Origin of the sequence: Micromonospora sp. AB353 (assembly GCF_049538395.1) — a bacterium.
Classification (GTDB): Bacteria; Actinomycetota; Actinomycetes; order Mycobacteriales; family Micromonosporaceae; genus Micromonospora; species Micromonospora aurantiaca.
In genome coordinates this window covers 1-22310 of sequence record NZ_JBMVFV010000046.1, presented here as the reverse complement: position 1 = coordinate 22310, position 22310 = coordinate 1, and the positions used below count along the sequence as shown (strand labels likewise).

The following is a 22310-nucleotide window of genomic DNA, read 5'->3' as shown; positions in this document are numbered from 1 at the left end:
CTAGGGCGTGCGGCGGTGCACCACCACGCATGCCAGCCCCGGTCCGGCGTGCGCCGCGACCACCGCTCCGGCCTCGGTGACGTACGTGTCGTGCAGGCGGTCGCCCAGCCGTTCGGTCAGCGCCGTCAGCAACTGCTCGGCCCGTTGCGGCGCGGCGAGGTGGTGCACGGCGAGGTCCACCTGGGCGTCGCCGGCCGCCTCGACGGCGAGGTCGACCAGGCGTGCCACGCCCCGGCTGGCGGTACGGACCTTGTCCTTGACCACGATCGCGCCATCAGGCATGTGCATGATCGGCTTGACCGAGAGGGCGGTGCCGAGCAGTGCCTCGGCCGCGTTGATCCGGCCACCCCGGCGCAGGAACTCCAGCGTGTCGACGTAGAAGTAGATGGTGGTCCGGGCGACCGCGTCGAGCGCCGCGTCGCGTACCCCGGTCAGGTCGTCGCCCCGCGCGGCGGCCGCGGCGGCGGCGAGCGCCGGGAAGCCGAGGCCCATGCCTGTGGATCGGCTGTCCACGACGGTGACCCGGTCGTCGCCGACCTCGGCGGCGGCGAGCCGGGCGGCCTCGACGGTGCCGGACAGCTCGGCGGACAGGTGCACCGACACCACGCCGTCGGCGCCCTCGGCGAGCAGCGTGCGGTAGACCTGCGCGAACTGTTCGGGCGCGGGCCGGGACGTGCTCACCGAGACCCGCCGGCCGCTCAGCGCGCGGGTGGCGTCGGCCGGGGAGGTCTCGATGCCCTCCAGCCCTTCCGCGCCGTTGAGGACGACTGTGAGCGGGACGACGGTGAGCCCGCGTGCGCGGACCAGGTCGGGGGGCAGGTAGGCGGTGGAGTCGGTGACGACCGCGACGGGCATGACCGGCACGCTAGCCGATGGCGCTGTGACGTGCCGGGGCCGGAGGTGTCAGACCGCGTCGGTGAGCGCCGGCTGGGTGATCAGGCCGACGTTGTACGCGCGCAGGTGCCAGCCCCGCACGTCGTCGTGGCGCAGTTCGGTCCAGTGGCAGTTCGCCAGGGCGCCGAGGCCGCGCAGCACCGTGTGGTCCCAGCCGAGCAGGTGCCCGACGCCCTGCCGGGCACCGCCGCCGTGGGTGGTCACCACGACGGTGCCGCCGACGGCGAGGTCGGCCGCGTCCTGGAACCCGGCGCCGAGCCGGGCGCCCAGGTCACCGAGGGGCTCGATGCCGGCGCCGGGGTCCGGGTCCCCGGCCCGCCAGCGGGCGTACTCGTCGGGGAACCGCTCGGCCGCCTCGGTCAGGGTGAGGCCCTGCCACTGGCCGAAGTGCCGTTCGCGCAGCCGGGCGTCGGAGCGGACCGGCAGCCCGGTCAGCGCCGCGAGCGCGGCGGCGGTGTCGGCGGCCCGGCGCAGGTCACTGGCGACGATCGCGTCGGGGCGCAGCGCGGCCAGCACCGGCGCGGCGGCGCGCGCCTGTTCCCGGCCGAGGTCGTTGAGCGGCACGTCGGTCTGGCCCTGGACGCGGCTTCCGGCGTTCCAGTCGGTGTTGCCGTGCCGCCAGACGATCAGGCGGGTCATTCGGCGGTGGCGGTGCCGGCGGCCGAGTCGGCCAGGTCGCGATCGGTGAACGGGATCTGCGGGCAGTCCTTCCAGAGCCGGTCGAGGGCGTAGAACTCGCGCTCCTCGGTGTGCTGGACGTGGACCACGATGTCGACGTAGTCGAGCAGCACCCAGCGGCCGCCCCGCTCGCCCTCGCGGCGCACCGGCTTGGCCTTCTCCGGCAACTCCAGCAGGCGCTCCTCGATGGCGTCGACGATGGCGAGCACCTGACGCTCGTTCGGAGCGGCGGCCAGCAGGAACGCGTCGGTGATCGCGAGCTGGTCGCCCACGTCGATGATGACGATGTCCTGTGCCTTCTTGTCGGCCGCGGCCTGGGCGGCGGCCATCGCCAGCTCGTGCGCGCGTTCGGAAACTGTCACCGTTCTCCTTCGATCAACAGTGCGACCCTCCAAGCGTCTCACACCCGGCGGTGTGGCGACTTGTCAGTTCTGGTCGATTTCAGGCATGAACCGGGACACACGGGGGCGAATCACCGCTGGTAAAGACGTCGTTTCGCGATGTACTGCACCACACCGTCGGGCACCAGGTACCACACCGGCTCGCCCCGGGCGACCCGCGCGCGGCAGTCCGTCGAGGAGATCGCCATCGCGGGCACCTGCACGAGGCTCACCGAGTCGGCCGGCAGATGCTTGTCGGTGAGTTCGAACCCGGGCCGGGTCACACCGATGAAGTGGGCCAGTTCGAGCGCCTCGTCCAGGTCCTTCCAGGAGAGGATGCGCTCCAGGGCGTCCGCGCCGGTGATGAAGAACAGTTGGGCCTTCGGGCCGTACTCGGCGTGCAGGTCGCGCAGCGTGTCGACGGTGTAGGTGGGGCCGCCGCGGTCGATGTCGACCCGGCTCACCTGGAAACGCGGGTTGGAGGCGGTGGCGATCACCGTCATGAGGTAGCGGTCCTCGGCCGGGGTGACCGCTTCCTCCGCCTTCTGCCACGGTTGCCCGGTCGGCACGAACACGACCTCGTCCAGGCCGAACCGGTCGGCCACCTCACTCGCCGCCACCAGGTGCCCGTGGTGGATCGGGTCGAACGTGCCACCCATGATGCCGACCCGCCGGATGTCTTCCTCCACCCCGCGATCGTAGGCCGCGCGGCGGGCGGGCCCGGGCGGGGTCGGCCACGCCGGGCGGGAGGCCCCGCCCGGCGTGCCCCGGTCAGGCCGACGCGGCCGCCACCGCCGTCCGGGCCACCAGCGCCCGGCGCATGTCGTCGTCCAGGTCGGTCACCCATCGCCGCAGGCCGGGCGTGAGGTCGTCGCGGTCCAGCAGCGCCGCGGCCATCTCCCGGGTGGGTTGCGACACGGCGTAGCGGGGGTACGCGGCCACGGTGACCGCGTCGGCCACCCACGCGGTACGCAGCCGCGCCGCCGCCGGCATGTCGGTGAAGTAGCGCTCCACGTACCCGGCGGTCAGCTCGGCCTGCTCGGGCTGCCAGAAGCCCTCGGCGGTCGCCTCGACGAGACGGTTCGACAACTCGGTGCTACGCGTGACGATCTCCCACGCTGCCCGCTTCGCGTCGGCGTCGGGCAGCGCGGCCCGGCACGCGGCGGCCTGCTCGGCGCCCGTGGCGCTGCGGTCGCCGTCGGCCTCGGCGTCGATCTCCGGCGCACCGGCCGCGCCGAGCACCACGAGCCGGCGCAGCACCGCCCAGCGCAGGTCGGCGTCGACCGCCAGGCCCGGGGGCACGTCCTTGCCGGCGAGCCAGCCGGTCAGCATGGCCGTGTCGGTGGTGGCGCCGATCAGGCCCCGCGCCGCCGCCAGTTGCAGGGAGCCGCCAGCGGGTGCCGAGTCGAGCAACGCCCCGCAGGCGGTCGCCACCCGCAGCAGCGCCGCGTCCCGGGCGAGCGGGTCGAGGTAGCGGTCGATCAGCCGCCGGCTGAGCAGCAGCACATCCTCGACGATCGTCACCTCGGTCTCGGCGGGCAGCGCCGCCGCGATCAGCCCGGCGAGCACGCCGGCCGGCCGCTCCCCGTCGGTGACCGCGTCCAGCGTCTCGGCCCAGAGCAGCGCCCGGGCCAGCGAGTCGTCGAGCCCCGGCAGCAGCAGCGGCACGGCGTCCGCCGAGGCCGGGTCGAGGCGGATCTTGGCGAACGTCAGGTCACCGGCGTTCGGCAGCACGAGCCCGGTGGCGGGCCGTCCGACCAGCTCGGGCAGCGGCGTCCGGCCGCCGTCGGCGTCGGGGTCGAGGTCGACCTCGAACCGGTACGCCGGGCCGTCGGCGCTGTGGTGGGCCACCCCGATGCGGTGCGGCCGCAGCACCGGGTGGCTCGCCGGGGCGGTCTGCACGATCGCCACGTCGGTCCACCGCCCGTCGGCGTCCATGGCGGTGTCGACCCGCAGCGTGTTCACCTGCGCGCGGCGCAGCCAGCGTTCCGCCCAGCCGTCCAGGTCGCGGCCGCTCGCCGTACCCAGGGCGGCCAGCAGGTCGGCGAGCGTCGCGTTGCCGAAGCGGTGCGCGGCGAAGTGCGCGTTCAGCCCGGCCAGGAACGCCTCGTCACCGAGCCAGGCGACGAGCTGGCGCAGCACGCTGGCGCCCTTGGCGTACGAGATGCCGTCGAAGTTCAGCAGCGCCTGGGCGGCGTCTGCGACCTCCTCCGGCGCCACCGGGTGGGTGGAGGGACGCTGGTCGGCGGTGTAGCCCCACGCCTTGCGGCGGCTGGCGAACGTGGTCCACGCCCGGTCGAACCGGGTCGCCTCGGCGGTGACCCGGGTGCCGAGGTATTCGGCGAAGGACTCGTTGAGCCAGAGGTCGTCCCACCAGCTCATGGTGACCAGGTCGCCGAACCACATGTGCGCCATCTCGTGCGCGATGGTGGTGGCGCGCAACTCCCGCTGGGTGTCCGTGACGGCGGAGCGGAAGACGTAGTCGTCGCGGATCGTGACCAGGCCCGGGTTCTCCATCGCGCCGGCGTTGAACTCGGGCACGAACGCCTGGTCGTACTTGCCGAACGGGTAGCGCTCGGCGAACAGCTCGTGGAAACGGTCGAAGCACTGCCGGGTGACGGTGAAGATCTCCTCGGCGTCGGCGTCCAGGTGGGCGGCGAGCGAACGTCGGCAGTAGAGGCCGAGCGGGATGCCGTCGTGCTCGGCGTGCAGCACGTGCCAGGGCCCGGCGATCAGCGAGACGAAGTAGGTCGCGAGCGGCTCGGTGGTGGCGAACTCCCAGCGCCCGGGCGCGGGCCGGTCGGCGAGCGGCCCGTTGGCGGCGACGGTCCACTCCGGCGGCGCGGTGACGGTCAGCGTCACCGGCGCCTTCAGGTCGGGCTGGTCGAACGCGGCGAAGAGGCGCGGCCCGTCGTCCAGGAAGGACATCGCGTAGAGGTAGGTCTCGCCGTCGGCCGGGTCGACGAAACGGTGCAGCCCCTCGCCGGTGTTGGAGTAGGCCATCTCGGCCTCGACGGTGAGCGTGTTGTCCTCGGCCAGGCCGGTCAGCGGCAACCGGTCGCCGGCGAGCAGGGCCGGGTCGAGGTCGTTGCCGTTGAGGCGGGCGGCGAGGAGTCGGCGCGGCTTGACGTCGACGAAGGTCTCAGCGCCGGGGGTGGCCCGGAACCGGATGGTGACGGCGGAGCGGAACCGCTCGGCGTCGCCGGTCAGGTCGAGGTCCACATCGTAGGACTCGACGGTGATCGACGCGCGGCGCGCGGTCGCCTCTGCACGGGTGAGGCTCGGCATCCGCTTATCCTGCCCGATGAGGTCCGCTCGGGCCGTCTCGTTACGCATGGCGATGGAGGAACAGCGATGGGTCAGCACCCCAAGGGCGATTTCGACCTCTCCCGGGCGGTTTGGCAGCGGGCTGAGGGCGACACCTCGGAGGGAGCGGTCGAAGTGGCCTTCGTCGACGACCTGATCGGTATGCGCAACTCCGCCGAGCCGGACGGGCCGGTGCTGGTCTTCACCCAGGCCGAGTGGGACGCGTTCGTCGCGGGCGCCCAGGACGGCGAGTTCGACCTGGACTGAGCGCACCTCAGTCACCGTCGCCCCAGCCGAGCCCACCTGGGCCGGGCGCGTGGTGGAAGCCGGGGTGACCGGCCACGTCGGCGCAGCGCTCGCCGTCTGGCCCGGCGGCGTCGCAGAACAACCGCTCGGCGCGGTGCCAGGCGTCCGCCGGGGACAGCGCCGCCGCACCGAGCGCCAGCTCCGGGCGGAGCAGGCCGAGTGCTTCGGCGTACGCCACGGCGTGCTCCCGCGCGACGGCCGGATCGGCGGCGGCGAAGCCCAGGTGCACGGTGAAGTGGCGCGGCGGGCGGGCGGCGGCGCGCCGGGGCGTGCCGATCAGCGGCCCGTCGCGGCCGTCGCCGCGCAGCCGGGCCGGTGCCTCGCGGTGCCGTCGTGCCGCCCTGTCGTCACGCATCGGTGCCCTCCCCCGTCGTCGATGACGCCCGCCGGGCGTCGCGCCGGCGGGCGGCGGGCCGGTCGCCGCCGGTCCGCGAACCCGAGGAAACCAGCTTCTCCGCGCCCGGGGAGGGGCCAGCGCCCGCCCGCGTGGCCGGCCCCTCCCCCACGGGGCCGGAGCTGCTGGAATGGAGGGTTCGGCCGCGCCGGCCCGGGTAGGTAGGCAGCGCCGCCGAACCGCGTCAGGAGCAGCCGAGATGAGCACCATGCCGAGCGACCGGAGCCCGGACAGCACGCTGGCGTTCCTCCGGGAGGGATACCGCTTCGTCGGCTCCCGCTGCGACCGCCTCGGCAGCGACGTCTTCCAGACCCGGCTGCTGCTGGAGCCGACGATCTGCCTGCGCGGCCGGGAGGCCGCCGAGCTGTTCTACGACGAGGAGCGGTTCGTCCGGCGCGGCGCCATGCCGATGCGCGGGCAGCGCACGCTCACCGGCGTCGGCGGCGTGCAGGGCCTCGACGGGCAGGCCCACCGGGTCCGCAAGGCGATGTTCATGTCGATCATGACGCCGGCCGCGATCCACCGCCTCGGGGAGATCTTCGACGAGCAGTGGCGGGCCCGGATCCCCGACTGGGCGGGCAGCGGCCCGGTGGTGCTCTACGACGAGGTGGGAAAGATCCTGACCCGTACGGTCTGGGCCTGGGCCGGGGTGCCGCTGGCCGAGGCCGACGTGCCGCGCCGCACCGCCGAGATGCACGCCATGATCGAGGCGCCTGCCGCGGTGGGCCCCCGGCACTGGCGCGGGCGGCTCGGCCGCCGGCACGCGCAACGCTGGGCCGGCGAGCTGATCGAGCGGGTACGCGCGGGCGCGGTACCCGCCCCGGAGGGCAGCGCGCTGGCGGTGGTGGCCGGGCACCGGGACGAACGAGGGCTGCCGCTGCCCCGCCGGATCGCCGCTGTGGAGCTGCTGAACGTGCTGCGCCCCACCGTCGCGGTGGACCGGTACGTGGTCTTCGCCGCGCTGGCGCTGCACGACCACCCGCACTGGCGGGACCGGCTGCCGGGCGACGACGCCGCGACCGAGCAGTTCGTGCAGGAGGTACGCCGCTACTACCCGTTCTTCCCGGTCGCCGCGGCCCGGGTCCGACGCTCGTTCCAGTGGCGCGGCTACGCGTTCCCGCAGGGCCGGCGGGTACTGCTCGACCTGTACGGCACCAACCACCACCCCGACGTGTGGCCGGAGCCGGAACGGTTCCGGCCGGAACGCTTCGCCGGCTGGCGCGACGACCCGTTCGGCCTGGTCCCGCAGGGCGGCGGCGACCACTTCACCGGCCACCGCTGCGCCGGTGAGTGGATCACGATCGAGCTGATGAAGCGGGCGGTGACGAACCTGACCGGCGCGATGAGCTACCGCGTACCGCCGCAGGATCTGGCGCTCGACCTCGGCGCCATGCCGGCGTTGCCGCCCGGCGGGCTGGTGCTCGACGGGGTACGCCCGGCCGACGGCGCACGCCCGGCCGGTGGGGTACGCCCGCTGCGCTGAACCGGGCCAGGCCGGGATCGACCTCGCCGGCTTCGCTACCCGACACAGTCCGCCCGAAACAGTTTCAGCAGCTGCATTCCGGGCAAGTCGCGTCACCCGGCACGAGGGAGACGACATGACCCGACCGACCGCCACGCCGCCACGCGACGAGGGCACGGCGTCCGCGCCGGTCCGGCTGCCGATGGCGTACGTCCTGCCGCTGCGCGCCCCCGACGACGGCGGCCTGGACGAGCTGACCGGGTACCTGCGGGAGCTGAGCCGGTGGGTCGACGTGGTGGTGGTCGACGGATCGGCGCCGGAGCTGTTCGCCCGGCACGCCGACGCCTGGCGCGGGCTGGTCCGGCACGTGCCGCCGGACCCGGCGCTGCGCGGGCGCAACGGCAAGGTGCTCGGCGTGCTCACCGGCGTCGCGCTGGCCCGGCACGAGCACGTGGTGATCGCCGACGACGACGTCCGGTACGACCGGGCGGCCCTGTTGGCGGTGCACCAACTGCTGGACGGGGTGGACCTGGTCCGGCCGCAGAACCACCTGGACCCGCTGCCCTGGCACGCCTGGTGGGACACCGGCCGGACGTTGCTGGCCCGCGTGTTCGGCGGCGACTGGCCGGGCACGCTCGGGGTGCGGCGGAGCACGTTCCTGGCGATGGGCGGCTACGACCCCGACGTGCTCTTCGAGAACCTGGAGCTGTTCCGGACCGTGCGCGCGTACGGCGGCAGCACCGCCACCCCGGCGTGGCTGTACGTGCGGCGGCTCCCGCCCTCCGTCGCGCACTTCCTCGGGCAGCGCGTCCGGCAGGCGTACGACGAGACGGCCCGGCCGGTGTGGTTGCTGGCCGCGCTGGCGGTGCTGCCGGCGACGGCCGTCGCGCTCGCCACCCGCCGGCCCGGCTTGCTGCTGCGCGCCGGACTGGCGACGGTGGCCGTGGCGGAGCTGGGCCGGCGACGGGCCGGCGGTGCCCGGGTCTTCCCGGCGCACACCAGCCTGGCCGCGCCCGTCTGGGTGCTGGAACGCGGCCTGTGCGCCTGGCTGGCGGTGGGCCGGCGGCTGCGTGGCGGGGTGCCCTACGCGGGCGGCCGGCTGCGGACGGCGGCCCACCCCACGGGGGTCCTGCGCCGGCGGATGGCGCGCCACCGCCCCGACGATCTGGTGCTCTGGGTGGAGACCGGGGCGGTGCCCCCGCCGCTGCGCGCCGAGGTGTAAGGAAGGGCCCCTTCTTATCGCCTGGGCGATAAGAAGGGGCCCTTCCTTACCGAGGGCGCGGACCGTCAGGACCGCACCTGCTCGGCGCTGTGCCGGACGTCCTGGGCGGCGGCGCGGCCGTCGTCCTTGACCGCGTACGCGGCGTCCTGCGCGGTGGCCTTCACCGACTCGGCGGCGTGCTGCGCCGGCTCGCGCAACTCGTCCTTCAGCTCACCGGCGACCTCGCCCAGCTTCTCCTTCACCACCCCGCCGTGCTCGGCGGCCTTCTCCTTGACCTGCGCGGCGACCTGCTGCTCGCGGCGGGTGGCCGGGATCAGCGAGGAGACCAGCATGCCGACACCGAAGGCGATCACCCCGGCGGCGATCGGGTTGCCCTCGGACTTGCGCCGCACCACCTGCGGCGCCCGGTGCGCGGCGTCGCTCACCGTGGCGGCGGCGGACTGCGCCTTGTCGCCCACGGTGGACGCCATCGAGGAGGCGTGGTCGCCCACCGAGTGGGCGGCGTGGCCGGTGCTGTGGCCGAGGTCCGAAGCGGTTCCCATCACCTTGTCCTTCACGTTCGTCAGCGCGCTGCGGACGCGCTGCTTGCGGTCGTCGACGATGCGGCTCGGGCTGACCTTGTACGCCAGGGCGTCCACATCCGAGCTGAGGTTGTTGCGGGTGGCTTCGATCTCGCGGCGGATCTGCTCGGGATCGGTGCTCATCGGGTGACTCCCTCCGGGTGCGGCTTGAGCGCGTCGGGGATGCGCTGCACGCTGTCGTTCGTCTGCTTCAGGCCGCGGATCCGCTCGGCGTTCTTCTTGCCCATCGAGTACAGGACCGCCGCGACAGCGGCCCAGATGACGGCCACGATCAGCGCGGCCAGCCCGGAGTCCATGACGTTGTCGAGGAACTGCCAGATCGCGATCGAGACGAACAGCGCCACCATGTAGCCGCCGAAGCCGGCGCCGCCGAACAGTCCGGCGGCCTTGCCCGCCTTCTTGCCCTCCTGGCGGATCTCCGCCTTCGCCAGCTCGACCTCCTGGCGCATCAGCGTGGACAGGTCAGTGGTGACCTGGCGCATCAGGTCGCCGAGCGAGCTGCCGCGCACCTCGTCGGCGTGGGGCGGGGCACCCGCCGCCTGATAGCCGGGGTCCTGCGTGGGTACGGTCATGCCGTCGCCTCCCTTCCGCCGGTACGCCCGGTCACGGGCGGTGAGCGCCGGTCGACGGGACACCCGGCAGCGGGTCGGTACGCTCCGGCGGCGGCAGCGGCTGACCGGTGCCACCCGCCGGGTCGGCCCAGGTGTTCGGGGCGCCGCCACCCGGGTAGGTCGCGCCCGGCGCGGAGTAGCCCGGGTCCGGCTCGGCGTAGCTGCCCGGCGTCGGGTCGAGGTAGCCGCCCGGCGGCACCTGGTCCGGCACCTCACGCGCGGTCGGGATGACGGCGGTGCGGTCCGGGTCGTACGCCGGCCGCGCCGCGCTGCCGTCGCCGAGCGCGGTGATGTTGCGGGTGAGCCGCCCGGCGACCACGCCGAGCAGCGCCGCGCCGACGAGGAACGTGCCCGGGTTGCGGCGGGCGTAGCTCTTCACCTCGTTGAGCAGGTCACCCGGCTCGCGCTGCTCCAGCCAGCCGGCCACGCCGTGCACCCGCTCGGCCGCCTGGTGGGCCAGCTCGGTGACCGGCCCGGAGCCGCCGCCCTGCTGCGCCATGGTGCGCATCTCGTCGGCGAGCGAACGCAGTCCGCTGGCGGCGCGCTGCTGCTGCTGACCGGCCTGGGCGGTGACCTGGCTGCGGGTCTCGCCGTAGAGGTCGCGGGCCTGCCGCCTGGCCTCGCCCACCACCTCCCGGCCCTGCTCCTTGGCGGTCTGCGCGACGGCGCCGCCCGCGCTCGCGGCGTCGGAGCCGACCTGGCGGGCCTGGTCACGTACGCCGCCACCACCGTTCGTCGACTGGTACGTGGCCGAACTGGGGGAAAGATCCTGAGTCATGGTGTCCCTTCCGCTCGTGTTTCCCAGCGGGTGTCTCCGGGGGGTACGCGGATTGTTTCCGCATGACAATCGACCTACCCGAGGTCGGCGGGTCCATGCCTGATTCGTGAATTCTCTGCGGGAGCGCCCCACTCCGGTCAGACAATGAGGTGCCCGCCCGCCCGGGCGGCGGCGAGGTCCACGGGGGTGACAGGGATGGCACGTGACGTGCGCGAACACGCACCCGCCCGGCCTGCGGTGCAGAAGGTCGCCCTCGCGGCGGCGGCCCTGTTCGCGCTCATCGGCGTGCTCGGCTTCATTCCCGGCATCACCACGCACTACGGCGAGATGACCTTCGCCGGGCACCACTCCGAGGCGAAACTGCTCGGGGTGTTCCAGGTGTCGGTGCTGCACAACCTGCTGCACCTGCTGTTCGGGCTGGTCGGTCTGGTGATGGCCCGGCGGCTGGGCGGCGCGCGGGTCTTCCTGGCCGGCGGCGGCGCGCTCTACCTGGTGCTGTGGCTGTACGGCTTCGCCATCGACAGGGACACCTCGGTCAACTTCGTGCCGGTGAACGACGCCGACAACTGGCTGCACCTGGCCCTCGGGTTCGGCATGCTCGCCGCCGGCCTCCTGCTCAACAACAACCTCGGCACCGGTACCCGGGTGGAGGCACCCTTCGACCGCCCCTGACCAGGCGAGACACCCCGGTACGCGGGTGCCCCGGCCCGGCGCCGGGCCGGAGGGCAGGCGCGAGCGGGCCGAGAAGGACCGGCGATGGTGTGCGAGCGTCAGGCCGCCACCGGCAGCCGCTTGGCGAAGCAGACGCTGTACGGGTTGTCCACGTACTCGCCGTACACCGGGATCGGCTCGTAACCGCTTGATCGGTAGAGCGCGATCGCGGCCGGCAGGTAGGTGCCCGTCTCCAGGCACACGGTGCGGTGCCCGTGCCGGAACGCCAGTTCCTCCAGCGCCACCAGCAGCTGCCGGGCGATGCCCCGCCCCCGGTACGCCGGCCGCACGTACATCCGCTTCAGCTCGCCGGTCTCGGCGTCGAGCGCCTGGAGCCCACCGCAGCCGACCGCCCGGCCGCCCACCACGGCGGCCAGGTAGTGGATGTCGGTGTGCACGACGGTGACCTGCCCGTCCAGCCCGCCGTCCGCGTCGCGCAGCTCACGCTGCTGGGCGACGACGAGCGCGGCGATCTCCGGATCGGTGGCGGGACGGGACTCGATCAACATGCCCGTACGCTAGATCGGCCGGATTTCGCGCAGGTTTCCCGCCACCGACCCGGGAACGGCTACTCGGCGTCCGCTTCCGCCGCGGGCGCGGCCTCGACCTCGTCCTCCGGCCGGACCCGGCGGGCCTTGCGGGCCGCCAGCCGGTCGGACGCCGACGGGCGGTTCGACTTCTCCTCGAGCCGCACGTCGGTGCCCCGGTTACCGGGTACGAAGTCGACGCCGGCGTAGAGCGTCGGCTGCCAGTCGAACTCCCGGTCGCCGATGCGCACCAGGTCACCGGCCTGCGCGCCGGCCTTGGCGAGCTTCTCCTCGACGCCGAGGCGGGCCAGCCGGTCGGCCAGGTAGCCCACCGCCTCGTCGTTGTCGAAGTTGGTCTGCTTGACCCAGCGCTCCGGCCGGCTGCCGCGCACCGTGTACGAGCCGTCCGGCTCGGCCTCAATGGTGAAGCCGGCGTCGTCGACCGCCTTCGGGCGGATCACGATCCGGGTCGGCTCGGCGGGCGGGGCGGCGCGGCGGCCCTGGTCGACCAGCTCCGCCATCGCGTACATCAGTTCGCGCAGACCCTCGCGGGTGGCGGTGGAGACGTCGAAGACCCGCAGGCCGCGGGCCTCCAGGTCGGGGCGGACGATGTCGGCGAGGTCCTTGCCGTCCGGCACGTCGACCTTGTTGAGCGCGACCAGCCGGGGCCGGTCGGCGAGCCCACCGTACTGGGACAGCTCGGCCTCGATGGCGTCGATGTCGGCGAGCGGGTCGCGGCCGGGCTCCAGCGTCGCGGTGTCGATCACGTGCACCAGCACGGCGCAGCGCTCGACGTGGCGGAGGAACTCCAGGCCCAGGCCCTTGCCGCTGGCCGCACCCGGGATCAGGCCGGGTACGTCGGCGACGGTGAAGGTGTGGTTGTCGACCCGGACCACGCCCAGGTTGGGCACCAGCGTGGTGAACGGGTAGTCGGCGATCTTCGGCTTGGCCGCGGAGATCACCGAGATCAGCGAGGACTTGCCGGCGGACGGGAAGCCGACCAGGCCCACGTCGGCGACGCTCTTGAGCTCCAGCACGACGTCGAGCCGGTCGCCGGGCTCACCCAGCTCCGCGAAGCCGGGCGCCTTGCGGCGGGCGTTCGCCAGTGAGGCGTTGCCGCGCCCGCCCCGGCCGCCCCGGGCCGCCTCGAACGTGGTGCCGACGCCGACCAGGTCGGCCAGCACCTCGCCGTCGAGGCTCTGCACGACGGTGCCGTTCGGGACCTTGATGAGCAGGTCGCGGCCGTTGGCGCCGTCCCGGTTCGAGCCGGCGCCGCCCTTGCCGTTCTCGGCCTTCAGGTGCGGCCGGAAGTGGAAGTCGAGCAGTGTGGTGACCTGCGGGTCGACCACCAGCGACACGCTGCCGCCGTGGCCGCCGTTGCCGCCGTCCGGCCCGCCGAACGGCTTGAACTTCTCCCGGTGGATCGAGACACAGCCGTGCCCGCCGTCGCCGGCCTGCATGTGCAGGACGACCCGGTCAACGAACGTCGTCACGACGCCAATCCTTCCAGCGGGGTCCGCCCCGCGCGTGAAAAAGCGAAGCGGGCCGGGACTCGAGGTCCGCGGCCCGCAACGCTTTCAGAACTACTGCTGCGGCACGATGCTGACGGTCTTGCGACCGCGCTTGGTGCCGAACTGCACCGAACCGGCGGCCAGCGCGAACAGCGTGTCGTCGCCGCCACGGCCGACCAGGTCACCGGGGTGGAACTTGGTGCCACGCTGACGGATGAGGATCTCACCCGCGCTGACGACCTGACCACCGAAGCGCTTCACGCCGAGTCGCTGGGCCGCGGAGTCACGGCCGTTACGCGAGCTGGACGCACCCTTTTTGTGAGCCATTGGAGGACGACCTACTTCCCGCTGGAGATGCCGGTCACCTTGACCTGGGTCAGCGGCTGGCGGTGACCCTGGCGCTTGTGGTAGCCGGTCTTGTTCTTGAACTTGTGGATCCGGATCTTCGGGCCCTTGGTGTGCGCGGCGATCTCGCCGGACACCGCGACCTTGGCGAGCTTCGCCGCGTCGGTCACCAGGTCGTCACCGTCGACGAGGAGCACCGCGGTGAGCTTCACCGCGTCGCCGGGGGCACCGGCGAGCTTCTCGACCTCGATCACGTCGCCCTCGGCGACCTTGTACTGCTTGCCGCCGGTCTTGACGATCGCGTACATCGGAGGCGGACTCCCTGTCGTTGAGGCTACTGGCGTCTATTCCACCGCAGTCGGCTGTCACACCGTTCGCGGTCGTTCCCACGGCGTCTCGCCGGGAGCCGTGACACCGGCAGCGCGGGCACGCGGGAACTCGGCACACCAAAGTGCGCCGCAGGCAAGCGTACGCCATACCCGGCCCGCCCCCCAAACCGGGCCCGCGGTCCGCGTCCTCCCGGCGGCCGACGGACACGACAGAACCCCTGAACCCACCCATAGCGTGCGGATTCAGGGGTTCTGTTCGAGCAGGTCAGAGCCTCACGGCCGGGTACGCCGCCGGGCGCCACCACGGCGCGCCCGGCGACGCGGGGCGCCGCTGTCGTCGTCGTTGTCGCCGTCACCGATCGCGTCCGGGTCGTCGGCGGCGGCCAGCCGGGCCGAGTCGCCCTCCTGGCTGTCCGCCACGGCCGGGGCGGCCGGCGTGTCCGTCTCGAACCGGGACAGGTCGTAGCCCTGGGTGTCGTAGTAGTCGTCGTCGGTCTCGACCACCTCGGCGACGGTCCGCTCCGGGGCGACCGGCGGCACGACGGCGGCCGGCGCCTCGGGGGCGGCCTGCGGCTGCTCGGCTGAGGGCTCCGGCGCGGCCTCCACGGCGGGCTTCTCCGCGGCGGCCTTGCGGCCCCGGCGCCGGCCGCTCTTCTCCTCGGCCGGCGCGGTGACAGCCGAGGCGACCGCCTTGACCTTCTCCCCCGCCCCGCCGCGCGGCTTCTCCGGCACCGGCTCGGTGTGGATGATCACGCCCCGGCCCTTGCAGCACTCGCAGGTCTCGCTGAACGCCTCCAGCAGGCCCGCGCCGATGCGCTTACGGGTCATCTGCACCAGGCCGAGCGAGGTGATCTCGGTGACCTGGTGCTTGGTGCGGTCCCGGCCGAGGCACTCGGTGAGCCGGCGCAGCACCAGCTCCCGGTTCGACTCCAGGACCATGTCGATGAAGTCGATCACCACGATGCCGCCGAGGTCACGCAGCCGCAGCTGGCGCACGATCTCCTCGGCCGCCTCCAGGTTGTTGCGGGTGACCGTCTCCTCCAGGTTGCCCCCGGAGCCGGTGTACTTGCCGGTGTTGACGTCGACGACGGTCATCGCCTCGGTGCGGTCGATCACCAACGAGCCGCCCGACGGGAGGAAGACCTTCCGGTCCAGCCCCTTGAGGATCTGCTCGTCGATCCGGTACTCGGCGAACACGTCCGCCACCCCGGCGTGCCGGCGCAGCCGCGCCACCAGGTCCGGCGACACGTGCGACAGGTACGACTCGACCAGGTCGTACGCCGGCTCACCCTCGATGACAAGCTCGCGGAAGTCCTCGTTGAAGAGATCCCGGACCACGCGGATGACCAGGTCCGGCTCCTCGTAGAGCAGCACCGGGGCGCCGCCCTCGGTCGCCTTGGCCTGAATGTCCTCCCACTGCGCCTGGAGCCGCTTGACGTCACGCGCCAGTTCGTCCTCGCTGGCGCCTTCGGCCGCGGTCCGGACGATCACCCCGGCGCCGTCCGGCACCAGCTTCTTCAGCACGTCCCGCAGCCGCTTGCGCTCGGTGTCGGGCAGCTTGCGGCTGATCCCGGAGGCGTTGCCGTTCGGCACGTAGACCAGGTGCCGGCCGGAGAGCGCGATGTGGCTGGTCAGCCGCGCACCCTTGTGCCCGATCGGATCCTTGGTCACCTGCACCAGCACCGAGTCGCCGGAGCGCAGCGCCTGCTCGATCGAGCGGGCCCGGCCCTCCAGGCCGGTGGCGTCCCAGTTGACCTCACCGGCGTACAGGACCGCGTTGCGCCCCCGCCCGATGTCGACGAAGGCCGCCTCCATGCTCGGCAGGACGTTCTGGACCTTGCCCAGGTACACGTTGCCGGCCATGGTGCCGGACGAGTTCCGCGTGACGTAGTGCTCCACGAGCACGCCGTCCTCGAGCACGGCGATCTGGGTGCGGTCGCCGCGCTGGCGGACCACCATCACCCGGTCCACCGCCTCGCGGCGGGCCAGGAACTCCGACTCGCTGAGGATCGGCGGGCGGGTACGCCGCTGCTCGCGGCCGTCCCGGCGGCGCTGCCGCTTGGCCTCCAGCCGGGTCGAGCCGGAGACACCCTGCACCTCGTCGACCGGCTTGCGCGGCTCACGGATCTTGACGACGGTCGGCACACCGTCCTCGGCGGCGGTGTCCGCCTCCCCGGCGCCCCGGCGGCGACGACGGCGACGGCGGCGGGTCATCCCCTCGCCCTCGGCCTCCTCGTCCTCCGCGGACTCCTCGGCCTCACCCTCGGCGGTCTCGGCCGCGACGGGCTCCTCGCCGTCCTCGTCGTCGGCCTCGTCCGCGCCGCCCTTGCCCCGGCCACGACCCCGGCGGCCCCGGCGACGGCGACGGCGGCCCGCGGCCGTCTCGTCGTCCTCGTCCCCCTCGACGGCCTCCTCGGCCTCGGCGGCGGACTCCTCCTCGGCGACCTCCGGCTCGACTTCGGCCTCGACCGTCTCGACCTCACGGCGGCCGCGACGGCGGCGCCGGCCGGTCTCGACCGCCTCCTCGATCGGCTCCTCCGCCGCCGGGTACGTCACCTGGACGGCCGGCGCCTCGTCGGGCTGCGGCGCCATGAACAGGACTGTCGGCGCGGAGAGCGCGGCTCGACGGCGGCGGCTGGTGGGCGGCGGCGTCTCGGCCGGCTCCTCGGCCACGCGCGGCACGGCGGCGCCCGTCGACACGACGCCCGTCGCGTCCGCCGGGCCGCCGCTGCGGGCCAGGTCGGCCTCCTGGGTACGCGCGGCAGCGGCGCCCGCGTCCTCGACGGTCCCGCCGGTCTCGCTCTCGGCGTCCTCGTCCTCGACGTCCTCGACGGTGCTCTCAACGGCGCCGATGCTCGCCGTACCGGCGGCGGCCCGGCTCCCGCTGGTGGTCTTCTCGCCGGCGGCGGTGGTCTTGGCGGCGCGCCGACCGCTGCGGGTCCGCCCGCCGGTCCCGGCGGCGGTACCGGCGGTCTCCTCGGTGGCGGTCCCGCCCGGGGCGGTTGCTTCGCCGCCGTCGATGTCGGCGCGTCCCTCGGCGATCAGATCGCCACCGGGCGCGGACACCGGCCCGTCGATCACGCCGTCCGCGGGCGCCTGCCCCGCGGCGGCGGTCTCGTCCGGGGCGACGGTCTCGGCAGCCGGCGTGGCCTTGCGGCGACGGATCCGGGTCACCTTGACCGGCGGCACGACCTCCTCCGAGGCGGCCTCCACCCCGGCCGCGGCCACCGGTTCCTCGACCGCCTTCGCCGGCGTCGCCTTACGACGCCGGCGGGTGGTCTTGGGCGCGGTGTCCAACTCACCGGCAATCGGTGCGAACACCTCGGCCTGCGGCGACTCGCCGCTGCCGGTCACCGTGGTGGACGCCTCGACCGGCGCGTCGGTCTGCTCCGGCTGGTTCAGCGGAGCGGCCTTGCGGCGGCTGGCCCGCTTACGGGCCGGCGGCTTGGTCTCGGCGACGCCCTCCACGGTGCCTTCCGTGGTGGCTCCCTCGGCACCGGCCGGGGTCGCGCTCGCGGCGCTGCCGGAGGTGGTGGCACTGTCGGCGGTCGTCCCGGCCGGCTCTGCGCCGGTCCGTTCGCCGCCCTCGGGCTCGTTCTCGAGCATGGACGTTCTCCAGTTCTGGCCGCCCCGGGCGCGGGTGAGCGCTGCCACGCAGGGTTGCCGCAAAGGTGTTTCCGCCGGGCGCGCAAACGCGCGACCGCCGAAGTCTGCCTGCCAGAGCGTTGACCGACGGTCAGCGCTCTCCGATGGTTGCCCCGTCGCGATCCGCTTCCAACGGATCGACGATCTCGCCCTGCGCGGTCAGCGTGCCCTGCGCCAGCCGGATCACCTTCGGGGTGACCGGCGGCTCCAGGGCGGCCACCGCGCGGAGGCCGGACAGGACGTCATCGGGCCGAACGGACGGGGTGACCTGCCGCACGACCAGTTCGAGTATCGCACACGGTACGGCCGCCGCCCCGGAAGGCGTCTCAGCCGGAGCCATCACATCGATGGATACCACTGCCGCTCGGGCGTCGAACGTACGCCGTCCCTGCTTGGTCATCCGCTCGACCTGGATCTCGTCGGCGGCGGTGAAGGCCGCCACCGCCTGCGCGAGCACCTTCGGGTCGACCTCGGGCAACTCGATGCGCCAGTACGACGCCTCGATCCGGTCGGCCAGACTGCCGCCGGTGGCCTCCACCGCGTCGAGTACGTCGAGTCCGGGCGAGAGGGCACCGTCGAGGGCTTCGCGCAGCTTCGCCGGGTCGACCGGCTCGCGGAGCCCGATCTCCAGGTACTCGGCCTCACTCGCCACACCCGTCGGGGCGGCCGAGGCGTACGAGATCTTCGGGTGCGGGGTGAACCCCTGGGAGAAGGCGATCGGCACGCCGGCCCGGCGCAGCGCGCGCTCGAAGGCTCGGGCGAAGTCCCGGTGCGAGGTGAACCGCAGCGGCCCACGCTTGGCGTACCGGATACGGACCCGCTGGACGACGGGGGCCTGGCCGCCCTCGGGTTGAGGCTTTCTGGCGATCGTGAGCTCCTCGGCTGTGCCTGCGTATCGGTCTCATCCTGACGCAGCGCCCGCCACGCCCCACACCCGGGGCCACCCCACCCACCCCAAACCCACCCAAACCCCACCCCTCGCCCGCCCCCACCCCCGCCCCGCCCCGCCCCCGCCCTCGCCCCGCTGATCATGAAGTTAGCGGCGAAGTCGATCTCCGAATGTGCCGCCAACTTCATGATCGTCGGGCCGAGGGCGGGCTGGGTGGGTGGGTGGGTCAGGAGCGGTTGTCGCCGGGTGGGGCGTAGGGGCTCTGACCGGGTGGGGCGTGGTGGGCCTGCCCCTGGGGCGGGTAGGCGCCCTCGCCCGGCGGCGGGTACGCCCCCGGCTGCGGGTATCCGCCCTGCTGGGGATACCCGCCCTGGTGGGGGTGCGCGCCGGGCTGCGGGTAGCCGCCGGGTGCGCCGTAGCCGGGCGGCGGGGCGGCCGCGTGACCGGCGGGGACCGGTGGACCCTGACCGTTCAGCCGGTCCAGTTCCTCGTCCGGGACCGTGCCCGCCCGGGCCAGTTCACGCCGGTGACGGCGGCGGTTCCAGATCAGGAACGCCACGAGCGCCAGCAGCACCACGAGCACCACGGCGATGCCGATACCGATGACCATCACCTGCTGGTCGGTGGGACCGCCCCGGTCGCCGTACTTCGTCACGTCGAAGTTGTCGTCCTCGGCGGCGGCCGGTGGCGCCGACGCGCTCGGCGCGGCGGCCCCGAGCAGCGGGTTCGCCGACACTCCCGGTACGTCGGCGGTGAGTGCCGCCACCGGGTCGATCCGGCCGAAGCCGAACCGCGGATCGCGGCCGGGCGGGCCGGCGTCCCGGGCGGTACGGATGATCCGGTTGATCACGTCGGGCGCGGAGAGCTTCGGGTACTTCGACCGGATCAGCGCCGCGACGCCGGAGACGACGGCGGCGGCGTCGGAGGTGCCGTCACCCCAGCCGTAGCCCCGGTCCGGTCCGATGTTGTAGACCTCGTCACCGGGCGCGGCGATCACCGCCTCCGGCCCGGAGGCCGATCCGGACCAGAAGCCCCCGCCCCGGACCGTGCCGGTCACCGCGATCACGCCGGGGATCTTGGCGGGTGAGGTGACGTCCGGGCCGGCCTGCCGGGCGTTACCTGCGGCGGCCACCACGACCACGTCGCGCTCCAGCGCGTACCGGATCGCGGCCGCCTCGACCTCCTCCACGGCTCCGGCACCGCCGTACGACAGGTTGAGCACCTTCGCCCCGCCGTCGACAGCCATCCGGATGCCCCGCGCGGAGTCGTCCGAGGTGAACGCGTCGCCGGCGGGCTTCCGGATGGGCAGGATCCGGGCGTCGGGCGCGATGCCCACCACCCCGGTCCCGTTGGCCGCGATGATCCCCGCCATGTGGGTGCCGTGACCGTCCGGGTCGCGCCGCCCGTCGCCGGAATCACGGGTGCTTCCCCCGGCCAGCAACTGGCCCCGCATGTCGGGGTGCCCCGCGTCGACGCCGGTGTCCACCACGCCCACGACGACGCCCCGGCCGGTGGAGATCTGGTGCGCCCGGTCGATCCGCAGCTCGTCCAGATACCACTGCTCGGCGCGACGCGGAGCGGCGACCGCCGGCTGGGCGGCGCCCAGCAGCATCAGTCCGGCAAGCAGACCGGCCGCCACCGGCCGGAGCGCGCCGACGTGCACCTTCATCCGTCCGTCCTCATCGCAGGATGCCCGGGGACGCACCGTCACCGGTACCCCACGGATCGTCGTCCTCAGTCAACCATGACGAGTGCCCTGCCGCGTCGCCGCCGTGACCGGCACCGCCGTGACCGCCCATCATTCCGCCGCCCATCATTCCGGCGCCGGCCATCCCGCCACGCGTACCGGCCGCGCCGCCCGGTCCCGCCGCGGCCGCGGCCTTCAGCGCGCTGGCCGCGCTGGTCAGCGGCGGAACCTTGCCGTTACCGCCGCCGACCATGCCGGGCAGGCCGCCCATGGCCATGCCGCCGGCCGCGCCGATCCCACCGCCGCCGATCCCACCGGCCGAGCCCAGGCCGGCGCCACCGCCGCCGAAGCCGCCGCCACCGGCGCTCAGTCCACCCGCGCCACCGCCGACGCCGCCGGCCCCGAGGCCGAGCGTGCCCGGCCCACCGGCGGTGACCGTGCCGGGCCCGCCCGCGCCGGCCAGACCGCTGCCGTACTCCGGTGTGCCCGAGCCGGGGGCGCCACCGAGCTCGGGGATCCCCCCGGTGGTCGGCGGGGTGTAGGAGCCGCCGCCCGGCAGGCCGCCGCCGGGACCACCCGGGGGCGGCGTGTACGAGCCGCCACCGGGCGTGCCACCACCGATGCCGGTGCTGCCGATGGACGGCATCGGGCCGCCACCGGGCATGCCACCACCGGGCATACCGCCGCCGGGTGCGCCGCCGCCGGGCAGGCCACCACCGGGTACGCCCGACGGGGGAACACGCGGGTCGCCCCGGTAGCCGTCGCCGAAGTCGTCCTTGTGTTGGGGTACGGCCAGCTTGGGGCGCTCGGCCTCGACCGCGGCCGGCAACGGCGCCATCGCCGCGTTGGCCGCCTTCTGGTTGTCGTTGTACCAGTTGTCGAGGTGCGACTTGGTGTCCCACCAGCCGCCACGCTTCTGGTCGCTGGCGTTGCCGTCGATCTTCATGGTGGCTTCCAGGTCGTCGGCCTTGTCGCGGAACGCGCCGTCGGCGTACAAGGACTGGTTGCCCTGGTAGTCGCTGCGCAGCGCGGCGAGGAAGCCGGACTGGCTCTCCCCGTCGCGGGCGTCGTCCAGCTCGGTGCCGCCGGGCAGACTCCACTCGTTCCAGCCGAAGTTGTCCATCAGCGGGATCGGGATGCTCGCCACCGTCTTGCGGATGTCACCCTCGATCCGCGACAGCGCGCCACTGACGTTGCTGGCGTGCGTGATGAGGTCCTCGATGTCCTTGCCGATCTCGGACAGGTGCTCGCGGTACGCGTCGCCGCCGCTGCCCTTCCAGCCGGCGAGCATCCCGGGCAGGCCGCCGGTGTGCGGGCGCTCCTGACCGGCCGCGATCGGGCCGACGAACGACCGGCCGACGAGGGAGTCGCGCAGGTGGCCGAGACCGGTGGAGAGGTTGCTCCACCCCGAGCCGACCAGGCCGACGGTGTACGGATCCGCCGACAGCGTCACCTCGCGGACACAGCGTTCCCAGGTGGCTCCAGCCATGACCGTCTCCTCTCTCAGGCCGGGTACGGGTAGGTGGGCGGCTCGGCGCCGCCGGGCGGCGTAGCAGCGGCCTCCAGCAGCCGTTCGATGTCCTTGCCGTTCGCGGCGTTGCGCTCCTCGGCGTCGCGGAACGCCTTGGCGATGTCCTCGGTGCCCTTCTTCAGGCCGGCCAGCTTGGCGGAGAGGCCCTTGAGGTGGGCCTCCATGTTGGCCGTGGAGCGTTCCAGCGCCTGCCACTGCAGCCGGGCGTCGGCGAACGCGCCGAACGGCGTGCCGTTGGACATGATCTGCGGGCTGTTGCTGTCGCCCTTCATGTTCTCCTTGATGCGCTCCATCTCCCAGGAGATGGTGTCCTCGACGTACTGCTTGAGGCGCTCGATGTACTCGGCCGCCGCATCCAGGTCCTCGACGCTGACGTGCAGATCGCCGGTGTCCGGCGGATTGATGCCCATGCTGCCTGTCCTCCCCGCTACCGGCCCGGCCGGTCCATTACGGACGCAGCGTATCGAGGATGGACCAGTCCGGGCACCCCCACCCCGCGTACCGCGGCAGTCACCGGAGACGA

General features: G+C 73.7%; 22 protein-coding genes. 4 read left to right on the top strand and 18 right to left on the bottom strand.

The features are described from left to right. The 5 genes from ACPCK6_RS19175 to pepN all read right to left on the bottom strand — a co-directional run bounded on the left by ACPCK6_RS19175 (position 1) and on the right by pepN (position 5240). A complete protein-coding gene (locus ACPCK6_RS19175; protein ID WP_396882784.1) occupies positions 1–855 on the bottom strand; it encodes a DegV family protein in 855 nt (284 codons plus the stop codon). 48 nt (positions 856–903) lie between these two features. Then, positions 904–1533 carry a histidine phosphatase family protein gene (locus ACPCK6_RS19170; RefSeq protein WP_423481800.1) on the bottom strand — a complete coding sequence of 210 codons (630 nt, stop codon included), beginning with the start codon at positions 1531–1533 and terminating at the stop codon, positions 904–906. Further along, a complete protein-coding gene (gene rsfS / locus ACPCK6_RS19165; RefSeq protein ID WP_013287996.1) occupies positions 1530–1934 on the bottom strand; it encodes a ribosome silencing factor in 405 nt (134 codons plus the stop codon). The genes ACPCK6_RS19170 and rsfS overlap by 4 nt, the downstream gene beginning before the upstream one ends. A 110-nt stretch (positions 1935–2044) precedes the next feature. Beyond that, on the bottom strand, positions 2045–2641 hold the full coding sequence (nadD, locus tag ACPCK6_RS19160) for a nicotinate-nucleotide adenylyltransferase (protein WP_013475510.1): 597 nt from the start codon (positions 2639–2641) through the stop codon (positions 2045–2047). A gap of 82 nt (positions 2642–2723) precedes the next feature. Next, entirely contained in the window at positions 2724–5240 is a 2517-nt protein-coding gene (pepN, locus tag ACPCK6_RS19155) for an aminopeptidase N (RefSeq protein ID WP_423481799.1), read from the bottom strand. Positions 5241–5306: 66 nt separating this feature from the next. Here pepN and ACPCK6_RS19150 point away from each other — a divergent pair, with 66 nt between their 5' ends. Then, positions 5307–5525 (top strand): DUF397 domain-containing protein, encoded by a 219-nt coding sequence (locus ACPCK6_RS19150; protein ID WP_013287999.1) that lies wholly within the window; start codon positions 5307–5309, stop codon positions 5523–5525. Between the two features lie 7 nt (positions 5526–5532). Here ACPCK6_RS19150 and ACPCK6_RS19145 read toward each other — a convergent pair whose 3' ends face one another. Beyond that, positions 5533–5919: a hypothetical protein gene (locus ACPCK6_RS19145; protein WP_318335332.1), complete on the bottom strand. Its 387-nt coding sequence runs from the start codon at positions 5917–5919 to the stop codon at positions 5533–5535. Between the two features lie 238 nt (positions 5920–6157). Between ACPCK6_RS19145 and ACPCK6_RS19140 the strand changes: the two genes are divergently transcribed. Both ACPCK6_RS19140 and ACPCK6_RS19135 read left to right on the top strand, forming a co-directional pair. After that, on the top strand, positions 6158–7441 hold the full coding sequence (locus tag ACPCK6_RS19140) for a cytochrome P450 (RefSeq protein WP_423481798.1): 1284 nt from the start codon (positions 6158–6160) through the stop codon (positions 7439–7441). 115 nt (positions 7442–7556) lie between these two features. Then, positions 7557–8642 carry a glycosyltransferase family 2 protein gene (locus ACPCK6_RS19135; RefSeq protein ID WP_423481797.1) on the top strand — a complete coding sequence of 362 codons (1086 nt, stop codon included), beginning with the start codon at positions 7557–7559 and terminating at the stop codon, positions 8640–8642. A 65-nt stretch (positions 8643–8707) separates the two neighbouring features. Here the strand turns inward: ACPCK6_RS19135 and ACPCK6_RS19130 are convergent, their stop codons facing one another. The 3 genes from ACPCK6_RS19130 to ACPCK6_RS19120 are packed head-to-tail and all read right to left on the bottom strand — an operon-like array spanning position 8708 to position 10612. After that, positions 8708–9346 (bottom strand): DUF3618 domain-containing protein, encoded by a 639-nt coding sequence (locus tag ACPCK6_RS19130; RefSeq protein ID WP_423481796.1) that lies wholly within the window; start codon positions 9344–9346, stop codon positions 8708–8710. Beyond that, positions 9343–9795 carry a phage holin family protein gene (locus ACPCK6_RS19125; RefSeq protein ID WP_018787295.1) on the bottom strand — a complete coding sequence of 151 codons (453 nt, stop codon included), beginning with the start codon at positions 9793–9795 and terminating at the stop codon, positions 9343–9345. Before ACPCK6_RS19125 ends, ACPCK6_RS19130 begins: the two co-directional genes overlap by 4 nt. Positions 9796–9826: 31 nt before the next feature. After that, positions 9827–10612 (bottom strand): hypothetical protein, encoded by a 786-nt coding sequence (locus ACPCK6_RS19120; protein ID WP_423481795.1) that lies wholly within the window; start codon positions 10610–10612, stop codon positions 9827–9829. A 207-nt stretch (positions 10613–10819) separates the two neighbouring features. Here ACPCK6_RS19120 and ACPCK6_RS19115 point away from each other — a divergent pair, with 207 nt between their 5' ends. Continuing rightward, positions 10820–11284: a DUF4383 domain-containing protein gene (locus ACPCK6_RS19115; RefSeq protein WP_396882815.1), complete on the top strand. Its 465-nt coding sequence runs from the start codon at positions 10820–10822 to the stop codon at positions 11282–11284. Positions 11285–11382: 98 nt separating this feature from the next. Here the strand turns inward: ACPCK6_RS19115 and ACPCK6_RS19110 are convergent, their stop codons facing one another. From ACPCK6_RS19110 to ACPCK6_RS19070, 9 genes are all read right to left on the bottom strand, one after another. Further along, complete coding sequence (locus ACPCK6_RS19110; RefSeq protein ID WP_194802374.1) at positions 11383–11832, bottom strand: GNAT family N-acetyltransferase; 450 nt, start codon at positions 11830–11832, stop codon at positions 11383–11385. Between the two features lie 59 nt (positions 11833–11891). Further along, positions 11892–13343, bottom strand: coding sequence for a GTPase ObgE (obgE, locus tag ACPCK6_RS19105; RefSeq protein WP_423481794.1), 1452 nt, complete (start codon positions 13341–13343; stop codon positions 11892–11894). Positions 13344–13433: 90 nt separating this feature from the next. After that, positions 13434–13688 (bottom strand): 50S ribosomal protein L27, encoded by a 255-nt coding sequence (gene rpmA, locus ACPCK6_RS19100; RefSeq protein ID WP_013288010.1) that lies wholly within the window; start codon positions 13686–13688, stop codon positions 13434–13436. 11 nt (positions 13689–13699) lie between these two features. Then, entirely contained in the window at positions 13700–14014 is a 315-nt protein-coding gene (rplU, locus tag ACPCK6_RS19095; protein WP_018787289.1) for a 50S ribosomal protein L21, read from the bottom strand. 294 nt (positions 14015–14308) lie between these two features. Beyond that, positions 14309–17641, bottom strand: coding sequence for an Rne/Rng family ribonuclease (locus ACPCK6_RS19090; RefSeq protein WP_423481793.1), 3333 nt, complete (start codon positions 17639–17641; stop codon positions 14309–14311). Between the two features lie 130 nt (positions 17642–17771). After that, on the bottom strand, positions 17772–18491 hold the full coding sequence (locus tag ACPCK6_RS19085; protein WP_135241611.1) for a TIGR03936 family radical SAM-associated protein: 720 nt from the start codon (positions 18489–18491) through the stop codon (positions 17772–17774). A 304-nt stretch (positions 18492–18795) separates the two neighbouring features. Further along, the gene (mycP, locus tag ACPCK6_RS19080; RefSeq protein WP_423481792.1) at positions 18796–20238 is read right to left on the bottom strand and encodes a type VII secretion-associated serine protease mycosin; all 1443 of its coding nucleotides are present in this window, start codon (positions 20236–20238) and stop codon (positions 18796–18798) included. A gap of 10 nt (positions 20239–20248) precedes the next feature. Then, positions 20249–21745, bottom strand: coding sequence for a hypothetical protein (locus ACPCK6_RS19075; RefSeq protein ID WP_396882796.1), 1497 nt, complete (start codon positions 21743–21745; stop codon positions 20249–20251). 14 nt (positions 21746–21759) lie between these two features. After that, positions 21760–22197, bottom strand: a complete 438-nt coding sequence (locus ACPCK6_RS19070; protein ID WP_396882797.1) for a DUF2563 family protein — start codon at positions 22195–22197, stop codon at positions 21760–21762. Between the last annotated feature and the right edge of the window lie 113 nt (positions 22198–22310).

Excerpts from the sequence above, each read along its gene's own strand:
- ACPCK6_RS19175 (WP_396882784.1), bottom strand. The coding sequence starts at position 855 with ATGCCCGTCGCGGTCGTCACCGACTCCACCGCCTACCTGCCCCCCGAC.
- ACPCK6_RS19170 (WP_423481800.1), bottom strand. The coding sequence starts at position 1,533 with ATGACCCGCCTGATCGTCTGGCGGCACGGCAACACCGACTGGAACGCC.
- pepN (WP_423481799.1), bottom strand. The coding sequence starts at position 5,240 with ATGCCGAGCCTCACCCGTGCAGAGGCGACCGCGCGCCGCGCGTCGATC.
- ACPCK6_RS19150 (WP_013287999.1), top strand. The coding sequence starts at position 5,307 with ATGGGTCAGCACCCCAAGGGCGATTTCGACCTCTCCCGGGCGGTTTGG.
- ACPCK6_RS19145 (WP_318335332.1), bottom strand. The coding sequence starts at position 5,919 with ATGCGTGACGACAGGGCGGCACGACGGCACCGCGAGGCACCGGCCCGG.
- ACPCK6_RS19140 (WP_423481798.1), top strand. The coding sequence starts at position 6,158 with ATGAGCACCATGCCGAGCGACCGGAGCCCGGACAGCACGCTGGCGTTC.
- ACPCK6_RS19135 (WP_423481797.1), top strand. The coding sequence starts at position 7,557 with ATGACCCGACCGACCGCCACGCCGCCACGCGACGAGGGCACGGCGTCC.
- ACPCK6_RS19130 (WP_423481796.1), bottom strand. The coding sequence starts at position 9,346 with ATGAGCACCGATCCCGAGCAGATCCGCCGCGAGATCGAAGCCACCCGC.
- ACPCK6_RS19125 (WP_018787295.1), bottom strand. The coding sequence starts at position 9,795 with ATGACCGTACCCACGCAGGACCCCGGCTATCAGGCGGCGGGTGCCCCG.
- ACPCK6_RS19120 (WP_423481795.1), bottom strand. The coding sequence starts at position 10,612 with ATGACTCAGGATCTTTCCCCCAGTTCGGCCACGTACCAGTCGACGAAC.
- ACPCK6_RS19110 (WP_194802374.1), bottom strand. The coding sequence starts at position 11,832 with ATGTTGATCGAGTCCCGTCCCGCCACCGATCCGGAGATCGCCGCGCTC.
- rpmA (WP_013288010.1), bottom strand. The coding sequence starts at position 13,688 with ATGGCTCACAAAAAGGGTGCGTCCAGCTCGCGTAACGGCCGTGACTCC.
- rplU (WP_018787289.1), bottom strand. The coding sequence starts at position 14,014 with ATGTACGCGATCGTCAAGACCGGCGGCAAGCAGTACAAGGTCGCCGAG.
- ACPCK6_RS19090 (WP_423481793.1), bottom strand. The coding sequence starts at position 17,641 with ATGCTCGAGAACGAGCCCGAGGGCGGCGAACGGACCGGCGCAGAGCCG.
- mycP (WP_423481792.1), bottom strand. The coding sequence starts at position 20,238 with ATGAAGGTGCACGTCGGCGCGCTCCGGCCGGTGGCGGCCGGTCTGCTT.
- ACPCK6_RS19075 (WP_396882796.1), bottom strand. The coding sequence starts at position 21,745 with ATGGCTGGAGCCACCTGGGAACGCTGTGTCCGCGAGGTGACGCTGTCG.
- ACPCK6_RS19070 (WP_396882797.1), bottom strand. The coding sequence starts at position 22,197 with ATGGGCATCAATCCGCCGGACACCGGCGATCTGCACGTCAGCGTCGAG.